Consider the following 13,372-nt stretch of genomic DNA (forward strand, 5'->3'; position numbering starts at 1 on the left):
TTAAAACTTATGCAAAAAAATAGTTCTTTAATTTCTATCATAATCCCTTGTTATAACGACTATCGATATGTTGAGCAAGCTATAAATTCAGCATTAAATCAAACACATTTAAACAAAGAGGTTATAGTTGTTGACGATGGTTCAAATTTAGATACTAAAGAGGTTTTGAAAAGACTTGAACCAAAAATCACAAAGCTGATTACTCAAGAAAATCAGGGACAAAGTAAAGCAAGAAATATAGGTATCGAAGCTTCAGAGGGAAAATACATTCTGGTATTAGATAGTGATGATTTTTTTGACCTGAGTTTTTGCCAAAAAGCAATGGAAATCTTTTTAAATAGTGAAGATGCTAAATTGGTAACCTGTCAAGCTAATTTGCTTTTCAAAGATGGATCGTCAAGAATATTCACTCCAAATGGAGGAGGGATAACTGATTTTATATTTGGAAATAGTGCCTTAGGGACATCAATGTTTAAAAAGGCAGATTGGAATGCATGTGGTGGTTATGATGAAGACATGCGTAATGGTTTTGAGGATTGGGAATTTTTTATTCGACTTTTAAAAAATGGCGGTCAAGCCGTGGTAATTCCAGAGCCATTATACACATATAGGAAAAGAAATTATTCGACAACAAGTATAGCAAATTCAAAAAAATATGAATTATTAGCGTATGTTTTTAATAAAAATAAAACTTTATATATAGAGAATTTTGAACTATATACCGATTATCTTCTAAAGTTAGTTCAAAAAGAGGAGATTGAGAAAAAAAAGAAAATGAATTCAATAGATTACAAAATAGGGACTTTTGTACTCAAACCTTTTAGAATTATAAAATTATTTTTTAAATAAATGCAACCAAAAGTAACCATTATTATGGCGACCTACAATAGGGCGCATTTTATTGTTGAAACATTAGAATCAATACAAAAACAAACCTATTTAAATTGGGAATGTTTGATCATTGATGACGGCGGGAATGATAATACCAGCGAAGTTATCGATCAAATCTTAAATGAAGATTTACGTTTTAAATTCTTAAAACGCCCAGATACTTACCAAAAAGGCTTGCCTGGATGCAGAAATTATGGACTAGATCTAGCTAAAGGATCGAGAATTATTTTCTTTGATGATGATGATATTGTACATCCGCAAAATTTAGAATTATGTGTTCGAGAATTAGAAAATACGGATATTTACTTTTGCCGTTACATTCGGAACGTTTTTTTTGAAAAATTTGATTATGATTTTGACTATTCGAAAGATTATGATTCTTTTTATGTAGATGTAAAATATCTCGACAAAATGCTGAAAAATGAGCTTCCCTTTAATTCCTGCGCAGTAATGTGGAAGAAAGAATGTTTTGAAAAGAATCGTTTTGTAGAACATTTAATGTATGCTGAAGAATGGGAGTTGTATTCCAGAATTATTTCATCTGGTTATCGAGGAATTTCTATCGAAAAATGTTTGTTTTATGGACGAAAACATTCTAATTCCAATACAGCTGAGTTTTATAGGAATAATCCGATACGCGTTGAATCAAAACAGGAGGCAATTTTATTAGTGGTTCAAAATTTAGAGTCCAAGAATCTATTAAATGATTCACTAATGAGATATTTTGTTCAACTAGCTTTGTCCTACAAGAAATTTAAATTGTTTTCAAAAATACTTAACGCTAGCAAATTAAATTTTCTTAAGAAGTCAAAATGGGTAATTATTTACCGAATTTTACCGTTTAAAATTCGTATGCATAAATTTTATAAAAAGTTAATAAAGCCTCAATATGGAAATTGATATTATAGCAGGAGCACGACCAAATTTTATAAAGATAGCATCCATTATTTCAGCAATTAAAGATTTAAAAAATTCAGAAATAAAATATAGGCTTATCCATACAGGTCAACATTATGATGCGAATATGAGTGGAACTTTTTTTGAACAATTAAATATTCCGTTACCAGACCATAATTTAGAAGTTGGAGGAGGAAGTCAAGCCGAACAGACAGCGGCAATAATGGTACGTTATGAAAAACTATTAAACGAAAGTTTTAGGCCAAATATTTGTCTCGTTGTTGGTGATGTCAATTCAACAATGGCATGCTCTATTGTAGCGGCTAAAATGGGAGTAAAAGTAGCACATGTAGAAGCTGGAATTCGATCAAACGACTGGTCAATGCCAGAAGAAATAAATCGAATAGTTACCGATAGTATTACTAGTTATTTTTTTACTACTTCGGTTACAGCAAATAAAAATTTAATTGCGCAAGGAGTTGCATCTGAGAAAATATTTTTTGTTGGCAACACCATGATCGATACTCTTGAAAAGTTTAAATTAAAATTTGTCAAACCTGATTTTTGGGATTCGATTAATCTAAATGCAGGGAATTATTTATTACTTACAATTCATAGGCCATCAAATGTGGATGATGATGAAAAAATAAAAGGATATCTAGAGCAAATTTTAGCAAATTCAAATAATCTACCAGTCGTTTTTCCGGTACATCCTAGAACTCAAAAAGTGATAGATAAATTAGGGATAGATCATAAAAATCTCTATTTAGTTCAGCCAATGGGATATCTACAATTTAATTATTTGGTAAAAAATGCCAAAGCCGTAATTACCGATTCGGGCGGGATCACTGAAGAAACAACTGTAATGGGAATTCCTTGTATTACTTTAAGAGATAATACAGAGCGACCAGAAACTATAACGGTAGGTACAAATGAATTGATTGGGACTAATCCAAATGCAATTAAACCTATTTTAGAAAAACTATTTGCAGGGAATTGGAAAAAGGGTACTATACCAGAATTATGGGACGGAAAAACTGCAGAAAGGATAATCGACATTATCCGCAAAAATTAAATTTATAATCTCTTAATTTGATGGATATTAAAGCCAAAAGGATATTAGTGATTTCAGAATCTATTGATATTAATGATAGTAGTGGGTCAAAAGGGCGTGTGGCATTGATTAATAATCTGATAAAATCAGGATTTGATCTGAAAGTACTTCATTATACACCAAAAGAAATTTTTTTAGAGGGTGTTCAATGTGTTAAAATAAAAGAACGAAAATTTTCACTTCTATATTTATTGAGTAGAACAGAAAGAGTTTTTACTCGGATTACAAAAATTAGTTTGAATCCCTATTTAGAAAGTTGGTTTGGATTTTCTTTTACCTTTTTTAATGATACACAAAGTATAAAAAAAACATTGAAAAAAGAGATTATAGATAATTATGATTTGATTTTGACTTTAAGTAAAGGAGCTAGTTTTAAGCCTCATTATGCCATGTTAGGTATTCCTGAATTTCATGATAAATGGATGGCTTATGTGCATGATCCTTTTCCATTTCATTATTATCCACGGCCTTATAATTGGATCCAACCAGGATTTCGTCAAAAAGAACGATTTTTTTTAAAGGTTTCTGAAAAAGCAAAATTTAGTATTTTTCCAAGTTTCTTATTAAAAGAATGGATGTCTAGTTATTTTCCCAATTTCCAAAAAACTGGTATTGTAATACCTCATCAAAATGCCGAGCAAAATATTCAAAATCAAGATTTGCCAGACTATTTTGAAGCATCAAAATTTAATTTATTGCATGCAGGAAATTTAATGAAACAACGTTCTCCTGAAGGTTTGATTGAAGGATTTAAATTGTTTTTGCATAAAAATCCAAAAGCTCGAGAATTATCAAGACTACTGTTGCTAGGGCACGCTTCATATTTTGAAGAGATGCTTGAAAAATATAAAGCAAATATTCCAGAACTCTATGTCTCTAATGGAAATGTATCTTTTGACGTTGTATATCAGCTTCAACAACAGGTTTCTGTAAATATTATTTTGGAATCAAAATCAGAGATTAGTCCATTTCTTCCTGGGAAATTTCCGCATTGCGTAGAAGCCAACAAAGTCATACTTTCTCTAGCCCCTTATTACAGTGAGACAAGACGACTATTGGGCGATAATTATCCTTATTGGGCAGAAACTGATCATGTAGAAAAGATTGCAGAAATCATTGAAAATCTATATCAATTATGGAAACAAAATCCGGATAATTTAAACTTGAATAGAGCAGATTTGATAGAATATTTGTCAGCTGATTATCTAGAAAAAGTATTTCCAAATTAGCTTTTTTAAATAGATTCTTTTTTTGTTGAAATAAAGAAAGAAAAGAAGACTTTATTAAAATTTCAAAGCCTTTCTAGCTTCTAATTATTGTAAAATAGAATTGAGGTCAAATAATAAGAACAATTAATTTTGATAAAATATGTAACTATCGGTTATTTATTAAGTAAATGTCAAATACGATTTAGAAAATGCAATATAAATTTACAATTGTTATCACAACTAAAAATCGATTGGAAGATTTGAAAGTCACTTTAGAAAAATTAAAATTTTTACTTACAAGAGGTGATGTTCATGTTATGATTTGTGATGATGGTTCTGCAGACGGAACATCAAAATATGTGCAAAGTAACTTTCCTGATATTCAATTGATTAAAAATTCAGAAAGTAAAGGGTTGATTTATAGTCGAAATAGACTGCTGAATTTGGTGACCACACAATATGCAATTTCTCTTGATGACGATGCTCATTTTATTACTAAGGATCCTCTAGAAATTATTGAGAATGCTTTTAATAATAACCCAAAAGTAGCTTTGCTTAGTTTTAGGATTTTTTGGGATTTACGTGAACCTGAAATAATTTATTCAAATGAGTTTTCGTATCGAGTGAAAAGTTTTGTTGGCTGTGGGCACGTTTGGCGCATGGACGCTTGGAAAGATATACCTAATTATCCTTCTTGGTTTGTATTTTATGGAGAAGAAGATTTTGCGTCATATCAAATGTTTAAAAAAAAATGGGAAGTTTATTATCTTCCAGAAGTGTTGATTAATCATAGAGTTGATGTGAAAGGGAGGAAAAAAAATAAAGATTACAGCATCCGTTTGAGAAGATCTCTGCGAGCAGGTTGGTATTTATATTTTTTATTTTATCCTCTAAATGAAATTCCCAAACGTTTTTTATATACTTTATGGATACAGTTTAAAACAAAAGTATTTAAAGGCGATTTTAAAGCTTTGTATGCTATTTTAAGAGCATTGTTAGATTTGATTTATAATTTGGTAAGATTAGCTAAGCAGAGTAATAGACTAACTAGAGCAGAATTTGATCAATTTATGAAATTATCTGATACAAAATTGTATTGGAGGCCTGAACATGAAAAAATATGCAATTAAAGTTTAATTTTGCTTTTGAAAAAACATATAGAATTTGCCAATGAAAAAAATTGCCATCATTCCGCTTCGTAAAGGATCAAAGGGAATACCAGGAAAAAATAAAAAGAAATTAGTTGGGCGCCCTTTATTTTCTTGGGTGCTTTCTGAGGCTATTTTTTCCAATTTAGATGAGGTTTTTGTATTTACTGATGATGTCGAAATTATTAACTATGTCAATCGGGAATACGCTTGGAGTTCAAAAGTAAAAACAGTTTTACGTTCGGAAAAAAATGCAAATGATACTGCTTCTACAGAAAGTGGGATGATTGAGTTTGTAGAAAATCTAACAACTGATTTTGAAATTCTATGTTTATTGCAAGCAACATCTCCTTTTACTCGTTCTACGGATATCAATGCTGTTTTGAAAGAAGTGATTGCTGGCCGAGACTCAGCTTTAACAGTAGTGAATACACATCGATTTACTTGGAATGCAAATGGAACACCTCAAAACTACAATGTCTTTGAACGACCAAGACGTCAGGATTTTGAAGGATTGTTAATAGAAAATGGCGCTATTTATGCGACGACCAAAAAAGCTTTTTTAGAAACAAAAAATCGAGTGAGCGGCAGTATTGGCCTTGTGGAGATGTCTGAAGATAGTTTAACTGAAATAGACTCAATGACAGATTGGTTTATTGTTGAAAATTTACTAGTGCAACGCTTGAAACGCGAGAAACAACAAAAACGTATTAACTATTTAGTTTTGGATGTTGATGGCGTATTTACTGATGGACGTGTAGCTTACGATAAAAATGGTGAAGACTTTAAGGTGTTTGACATGCGAGATGGTATGGGATTAGAAATACTTCGTCAAAATAATGTTAAAGTAATCGTTTTGACTTCAGAAAATTCTGAATTAGTGGCACAACGTATGAGAAAGTTACAAATTGAAGACACATTTTTAGGAGTAAAAGATAAATATAGTTTTTTACAGCATTATTTGCAGATGGGAGAAATTCCAAGAGGCGCACTAGCCTATGTGGGTGATGATGTAAATGATATGGCTAATATGTGTAGCGTGGGATGGTCATTTGCTCCTGCTAATGCCGTTGATGCCATAAAACAAAACGCTGATTTAGTATTAACCAATATTTCAGGTGCAGGAGCAATTCGAGAAGTATGCGAATGGATTATGAAATACAATGTCAGGTATTGATTAATTTTCTCATTTGAAAATTAAAAATTAAAAATTAAAAATTAAAATAAAATAAAGAAATGAAAAATTACAAAGCCCCATATGTAATTGCAGAAATTGGATGTAACCATAAAGGAGATTTAAAGATTGCAAAAGAATTAATACGCATGGCAAAAATTTATTGTCAAGCTGATGCAGTAAAATTTCAGAAGCGAAATAATGTTGAATTGTTAACTGAAGCACAATACAATGCACCACATCCTAATCCAGCAAATTCATACGGACAAACTTATGGAGAACACCGCGAATATTTAGAATTTAATCTCGAGCAACATGCTGAGTTGAAAGAATATTGTGAATCTTTAGAAATTACATATTCTACTTCCGTATGGGATTTGACTTCTGCAAAGGAAATAGCCTCTTTACAGCCAGATTTTATTAAAATTCCGTCGGCATGTAATAATAATTACGATATGTTGTCTTGGTTGTGTGAAAACTACCGCGGCGAAATTCATATTTCAACAGGAATGACAACAAAATCTGAAACGGACGATTTAGTAAACTTTTTTGTTGAGAAAAATCGTAATCAAGATCTAGTTCTGTATAACTGTACTTCAGGCTATCCTGTTCCATTCGAAGATGTATGTTTGTTGGATATTAATTTACTAAAGGCAAAATATGAAGAAAATGTAAAGCATATTGGTTTTTCTGGACATCATTTAGGAATTGCAGTAGATGTAGCCGCATACACTTTAGGAGCGAATATCATTGAAAGACATTACACCCTAGATCGAACATGGAAAGGTACCGATCACGCAGCTTCACTAGAACCAGAAGGTTTGCGTAAACTTGTTCGCGACTTGAAAGCGGTTAATAAAGCCTTGACCTTTAAAAGACAAGATGTTTTACCTATTGAACAAGTACAAAGGGAAAAATTAAAAAACCAAAAAGTTTAAATTCAGAGTTAAAGATTTTACATGTCTTCAAAAAAAATAATGGTTTTCTTTCCTGATGGAGGAGGATTAAGAAATTTTGCCTACTCTTCATTTAAGGGTATAGGTGATGAATCGGGCTTTGAGATAATATATTGGAATGCAAGTAATTTCCCGATTCAAGAAAATTTAGGATTTAAAGAGTTGAAAATTCAGAGTGGAAAGGTTCGACCACTAACACCTCTTTTTTTAAGAGCAAAAAAACATATTGAATTAAACCTTTGGAAAAAAGAATTTAATGACTCAGTTTATGATAAATACAAATTTCCTTTCAGTTTTAAAGGAGTAAAAAAATCACTTACAAGTCTTTTTATACTTCTATTAATTCAACTTTATGCTTCGCGAAAAGGGTTGACTCGATTAATAAAAAAAATTAATAATCAAGAACGAAAAAATTCTCGTTATGAGTCTTACAAGAAACAATTGTTGGAAAATAAGCCAGAAATTGTATTTTGCTCTAACCAAAGAAATTCACAAGCAATTAGTGCAATTTTGGCAGCAAGAGATTTAGGAATAAAAACAGTTTGTTTTATACAATCCTGGGATAATGTTCCTAAGGCTATGAATGTTTATGAGGCTGATTATTATATGGTTTGGAGCGATTTGATGAAAAATGAATTGCTAAAGTATTATCCAATAATAGAAGGGAATCAGGTTTTTGTAACAGGAACTCCCCAATTTGAGCCTCATTTCGATGAAAGTTTAGCTTTATCTAGAGAAGCTTTTTTTAAGGAGCATAGTTTGGATTTGACTAAAAAATACGTTTGTTATTCTGGAGATGATTTCACCACCTCTCCATTAGATCAGTATTATTTGGAAGATTTAATTAATGCAGTAAGAAGTTTAAATCAGGAAGGAGAAAATCTAGGAGTTATTTATAGAAGATGCCCTTTTGACAGTTCTGATAGATATAATCTCGTTTTAGAGCAAAATAAAGATGTAGTAAACGTAATTGACCCTTTATGGGAAAAAATTAATGGTGTTGGCGATTTAATGCCTCTTCCAGAAGATGCACAATTGCTGTATAATATTTGTGAGCATAGTGAAATGGTTGTAAATATTTGTTCGACTACCATTTTTGATTTTGTTATGCATAATAAGCCTTGTATTTACTTGAATTATGAACAGCCACAATTAAAAAAGGGAATCCGAGATATAGGACAAAATTATGATTATGTGCATTTCAGATCCATGCCGAGCAAGGAAGCGGCTGTTTTTTGTACTGGTAAAAAACAACTAAAAGAACAAGTTAAAAAAGTTATTAGTAATGAAGTTTCTAATGTAGCAGAATGTAAAAAATGGTTTACTACGGTGGCTGGAGAAGTACCTGCACTGGCTTCAAAAAAAATGTGGGAAGTTTTTAATCAAATGCTTCCATAACTTACATTTAATTATGCTTAAAAGAATAGCGATTATCTGCAATTATGAATTGCTTCCTGAACGAGTTGGAGGTATGGATTATTTTTTCTGGGACTTTGATGAAAAATGTAGGGAAAATGATATTGAAGTTGATTGGTTTTTTCCAAATTACTCAAATCACGGGAAATATTCAGAATTGAAGATTTACAGTTCCGCAACGAATGTCGAAAATGGTTTTCTAAAATTTCTTGAAGAAAACCAACCGCAGTATTCTCACATTATAACTCATTTTGTAGAATTGTGTACGCCTTTTTTTAAAAAAGTAAAACAATTTTCAGTGGCAGAAATTATTGCCATCGATCATAACCCAAGACCCTTGAACGGATATTCATTTAAGAAAAGAATGAATAAAAGACTCAAAGGGTTGCTTTTTTCAAAATATATAAATCTGTTTATAGGTGTGTCTGATTATACAAAAAAAGAGATTTTAAAAGATTTTGGATCACATTTGAAATCTAAAACTAAAGTGATTTATAATGGAGTAATTATCGATAAAATTTTAGTTCGAGAGAACAGAAATGTTTCTAAACCCACTTTTTTAGTAGCCTCGCACTTGAGGGAATCGAAAGGAATACAAGATTTGATTCAATCTGTTTCGTTTCTTCCTAATGAAATACAGAAAGAAATTAAAATTGATATTTATGGCGATGGACCTTTTGAAAATCAATTAATAAAGAAAATTGAAGAATATTCACTTCATAATTGCTTCTGTTTTAAAGGTAGTAGGCCAAACTTGAATGAGATTTTTTTTTGCTACGATTATATGTTGCAACCAACACACATGGAGTGTTTTAGCTTATCTATTTTAGAAAGTCTCGCAGCAAATGTACCTGTTGTTACAACAGATGTAGGTGGGAATTCTGAGGTAATTACAACTGAAGAAAATGGATATATTTTTGAAGCAAAAAATGTCAAAGCCTTAACTAAAATTATTGAAGATATTTATTTAGGAAACAAAAAGATATCAATTAATACGAGAGAATTAATTTGCAATTCCTTTTCTTTGCCGAAAATGGTAAATGACCATTTTGAAGTGCTTAAATAACAATAAGTTTACAATTTTATAAATACATAAATGTTTTTTAACTCATTAGCATTTGCTATTTTTTTGCCAATCGTTTTTATCCTCTATTGGTTTGTTTTTAATAAAACAAAAAGCACCCAAAATGCTTTATTAATTGTCGCGAGTTATTATTTTTATTCCTGTTGGGATTGGAGGTTTTTGTTTTTGCTTGTTTTTTCTACTTTCTTAGATTATTACACCGGAATTCAAATTGAAAAAGGAAAATCTGAAAACAGTCGCAAATTTTGGTTTTGGCTAAGTATCATAGTTAATCTGGGTTTTTTAGGGATTTTTAAATACTATAATTTTTTCGCTACCTCCTTTGCCGATTTATTAAACGCTGTCGGAGTCAGGGCAAGTCCTATTTTATTGAAAGTTATTCTCCCTGTCGGAATTTCATTTTACACTTTCCACGGACTTTCATATGTAATCGATATATATTACAAAAGAATTAAAGCCGAATATAATTTTGTAGACTATTCTCTTTTTGTAAGTTATTTTCCGCTTTTGGTTGCTGGTCCAATTGAACGAGCAACACATTTATTGCCTCAAGTAAAAATAAAACGAGAATTCGATTTTCAAATAGCAAAAGATGGAATTTATCAAATTATTTGGGGTCTGGTAAAAAAAGTAGTTATTGCCGATACCTGCGCAACTTATGCAAATGCTATATTTGACCATTATACTTCAATGAATTCATTTTCATTAATTATGGGGGCAATTTATTTTGCATTTCAAATCTATGGAGACTTTTCGGGTTATTCAGATATTGCATTAGGGGTTTCAAAATTGTTTGGATTAGATTTATTACGAAACTTCAATTATCCTTATTTTTCGAGAGATATTGCCGAGTTTTGGCGTCGCTGGCATATTTCGCTTTCCTCTTGGTTTCGAGATTATCTATACATTCCATTAGGTGGTAGCAAAGGTGGGCTTTGGATGAAAATTAGAAATACTTTTATTATTTTTCTTGTGAGCGGTTTTTGGCACGGTGCTAATTGGACGTATGTGATTTGGGGACTTATTAATGCGGTTTATTTTTTGCCTTTGCTGTTATCAAATAGCAATCGGAACAATATGGATGTTTTTCAGCTCAAATTTAATTTTGATTCAGCAAAAATTCTACTTAGTATTCTCTATACGTTTGGATTGACTTGTATTGCCTGGGTGTTTTTTAGAGCAAAAACAATTACAGATGCTGTTTTATATTTAAAACGAATTGTGACTAATCGAGATTTTGGTTTTCAGTATTTAGATAATGAAAGATATAGTTATGAACTATTGCTATTAATTGGAATTTTTGTTTTAGTAGAATGGTTTAATCGTACAAAAGCGGAGCCAATTTCAGGAAAAAGAAGCTTGTTAAAAGTAGCATTAGCTATCACTGCAATTATGGCTTTCGGAACGTATTCCGATTACAAAGAATTCATTTATTTTCAGTTTTAATGAAGAAGTTTTTAATTTATACAGCAAAATTTGTAGCAATCATTATCCTAGTTGCTATTGCGCTTGACGGACTTTATACTTATATTTTTCTGCAATCGCGAAATAGAGGAAAGATCGAAACTGTTGTCAATTCAACAGCTCAAAAATATGATGTGGTAATCTTGGGGTCTTCAAGAGCAAACAATCATTTTGTTGCACAGATGTTTGAAGATAAAGGATTAAAGGCCTTCAATTATGGAATGAGCGGAGGGCATTTGTTTGAAGCGTCATTGATGTTGAAATTAATGATAGAACGAAAATATTCAATTAAAAATGTGATCCTGGAGGCCGATTTAAATTTAGCTAATGATCATATGGCCGATGGTATTTCTGCGATGTTTTTGCCTTATATCCATAATTCAACTCTAATTAAAGACCATTTTTCGACGCAACCAAATTTTAACGAGCTATACTATATTCCTTTTTATAGGTATATAAAATATGATTCTAAAATAGGATTTAGAGAAACATTTTTTACTGCAATTCATAAAAAGACCAGAATATTAGACAATTTAGGATATTACCCACTAGAGAAACATAAAAATGGTAATATGAAAAATAATATTGTCAATTTAAATCCGCTTCCTCACAATAAATATTATGAAGAAATAAAGAATATCTGCAAGGCGAATAATATCAATTTTATTGCGGTAATGACTCCAATGTGCGAAAATGTAGTTGGAATGAATTATTTTGAAAAGGTAGAAAAAGCTTATCCTGAAATTCATAATTACGAAAATGTAGTTGTTGAAGATAAATATTTTTCATCCTGTGGACATATGACAGATGAGGGAGCAAAACTTTTCACAGCTCGCATTTTAAAAGACTTTTTTGATAAATAAATTATGACAATAGCTTTTTTAACTCCAGAATATCCGCATACTAAAACAGGCAGTTCAGGAGGTATCGGAACTAGTATCAAAAATTTAGCCATTGGGCTTGTAGCACATGGTATTCCAGTGCGAGTACTTGTTTATGGTCAAGAAAAAGATGCTTCTTTTGATGATAGTGGTGTTTTAATTCAGCAAGTTAAGAACGTGAAAATCAAAGGATTGTCTTGGTGGTTTACTAGAAAGAAATTGGAGCGAATTATCAATGAATTATATTCTAATAAAGAAATTGATTTATTAGAAGCGCCAGATTGGACAGGAATAACTTCGTTTATTAAGCCAAATAAATGCCCAATAATAATACGGTTGCATGGCTCAGATACCTATTTTTGTCATTTGGATAATCGCTCTGTAAAATGGAAAAATAAGTTTCATGAAAAAAGAGCTTTACAAAATGCTGATGCATTATTGTCCGTAAGCCAGTTTACAGCTGATAAAACGAATTTTGTTTTTGGCATAACTAAGAAATTTGAGATTGTTCCAAATTTAATTGATTCTCAATTATTTGATAATAAAAATGTTATAAATAATGAATCAGAACAAACTATCTTGTATTTTGGAAGTCTTATTAGAAAAAAGGGGCTTTTAGAATTGCCTTTTATATTTAATAAAGTTGTTGAAAAAAAGCCTGATGCTAAATTAATCCTTATTGGGAAAGATGTGTCAGATATTATTTCCGGAAATTCATCAACATGGAAAATGATGCAAGAGCTTCTTTCAAATCAGGCTTTAAAAAATGTAGAATATCTAGGTAGTATTCCTCATAATGAAATAAAACAAAAAATTCAGCAATCAAAGATATGCATTTTTCCGTCTTTTGCTGAGGCCTTTCCGGTTTCTTGGCTAGAAGCTATGGCGTTAGAAAAACCAATAGTTGCATCAAATATTGGTTGGGCAAGTGAAATGATTGATGATGGCAAAAGTGGCTTTTTAGTGAATCCCAAAAAACATAGTTTATACGCAGAACGAATAATTGAGTTTTTGGAAGATGATAATTTATGTTTAAAAGCAGGAAAAGAAGCAAGAAAAAAAGTTGAAGAATTTTTTGATATAGAAATTCTGGTTAAGAAAAATATTGAGTTTTATAAAAAGATAAAAGTATAATTGAA

Annotated in this window: 12 protein-coding genes; all 12 read left to right on the forward strand. The window is 31.0% G+C overall.

The features are described from left to right. The first annotated feature begins 9 nt into the window (after positions 1-9). The 12 genes from EYY60_RS09745 to EYY60_RS09800 all read left to right on the forward strand — a co-directional run bounded on the left by EYY60_RS09745 (position 10) and on the right by EYY60_RS09800 (position 13,367). On the forward strand, positions 10-849 hold the full coding sequence (locus tag EYY60_RS09745) for a glycosyltransferase family 2 protein (protein WP_132989161.1): 840 nt from the start codon (positions 10-12) through the stop codon (positions 847-849). Further along, positions 850-1,791 carry a glycosyltransferase family 2 protein gene (locus EYY60_RS09750; protein WP_132989162.1) on the forward strand — a complete coding sequence of 314 codons (942 nt, stop codon included), beginning with the start codon at positions 850-852 and terminating at the stop codon, positions 1,789-1,791. Then, positions 1,781-2,863, forward strand: a complete 1,083-nt coding sequence (gene wecB / locus EYY60_RS09755) for a non-hydrolyzing UDP-N-acetylglucosamine 2-epimerase (protein ID WP_132989163.1) — start codon at positions 1,781-1,783, stop codon at positions 2,861-2,863. Before EYY60_RS09750 ends, wecB begins: the two co-directional genes overlap by 11 nt. 20 nt (positions 2,864-2,883) lie before the next feature. Continuing rightward, positions 2,884-4,131, forward strand: coding sequence for a glycosyltransferase family 1 protein (locus EYY60_RS09760; RefSeq protein WP_132989164.1), 1,248 nt, complete (start codon positions 2,884-2,886; stop codon positions 4,129-4,131). A gap of 188 nt (positions 4,132-4,319) precedes the next feature. Then, positions 4,320-5,240: a glycosyltransferase family 2 protein gene (locus EYY60_RS09765; protein WP_132989165.1), complete on the forward strand. Its 921-nt coding sequence runs from the start codon at positions 4,320-4,322 to the stop codon at positions 5,238-5,240. A 40-nt stretch (positions 5,241-5,280) separates the two neighbouring features. After that, entirely contained in the window at positions 5,281-6,435 is a 1,155-nt protein-coding gene (locus EYY60_RS09770; RefSeq protein ID WP_132989166.1) for an acylneuraminate cytidylyltransferase, read from the forward strand. 59 nt (positions 6,436-6,494) lie between these two features. Continuing rightward, positions 6,495-7,370, forward strand: coding sequence for an N-acetylneuraminate synthase family protein (locus EYY60_RS09775; RefSeq protein ID WP_132989167.1), 876 nt, complete (start codon positions 6,495-6,497; stop codon positions 7,368-7,370). A gap of 21 nt (positions 7,371-7,391) precedes the next feature. Continuing rightward, complete coding sequence (locus tag EYY60_RS09780) at positions 7,392-8,786, forward strand: glycosyltransferase family protein (protein ID WP_132989168.1); 1,395 nt, start codon at positions 7,392-7,394, stop codon at positions 8,784-8,786. Between the two features lie 13 nt (positions 8,787-8,799). Further along, entirely contained in the window at positions 8,800-9,870 is a 1,071-nt protein-coding gene (locus tag EYY60_RS09785; protein ID WP_235832314.1) for a glycosyltransferase family 4 protein, read from the forward strand. 30 nt (positions 9,871-9,900) lie between these two features. Continuing rightward, a complete protein-coding gene (locus tag EYY60_RS09790) occupies positions 9,901-11,334 on the forward strand; it encodes an MBOAT family O-acyltransferase (protein ID WP_132989169.1) in 1,434 nt (477 codons plus the stop codon). After that, positions 11,334-12,215 (forward strand): hypothetical protein, encoded by an 882-nt coding sequence (locus EYY60_RS09795; protein ID WP_132989170.1) that lies wholly within the window; start codon positions 11,334-11,336, stop codon positions 12,213-12,215. Before EYY60_RS09790 ends, EYY60_RS09795 begins: the two co-directional genes overlap by 1 nt. A gap of 3 nt (positions 12,216-12,218) precedes the next feature. Continuing rightward, a complete protein-coding gene (locus EYY60_RS09800; protein ID WP_132989171.1) occupies positions 12,219-13,367 on the forward strand; it encodes a glycosyltransferase family 4 protein in 1,149 nt (382 codons plus the stop codon). The last annotated feature ends 5 nt before the right edge of the window (positions 13,368-13,372 follow it).

This window comes from Flavobacterium zhairuonense (genome assembly GCF_004352915.1).
In the GTDB taxonomy this organism is placed as follows: Bacteria; Bacteroidota; Bacteroidia; order Flavobacteriales; family Flavobacteriaceae; genus Flavobacterium; species Flavobacterium zhairuonense.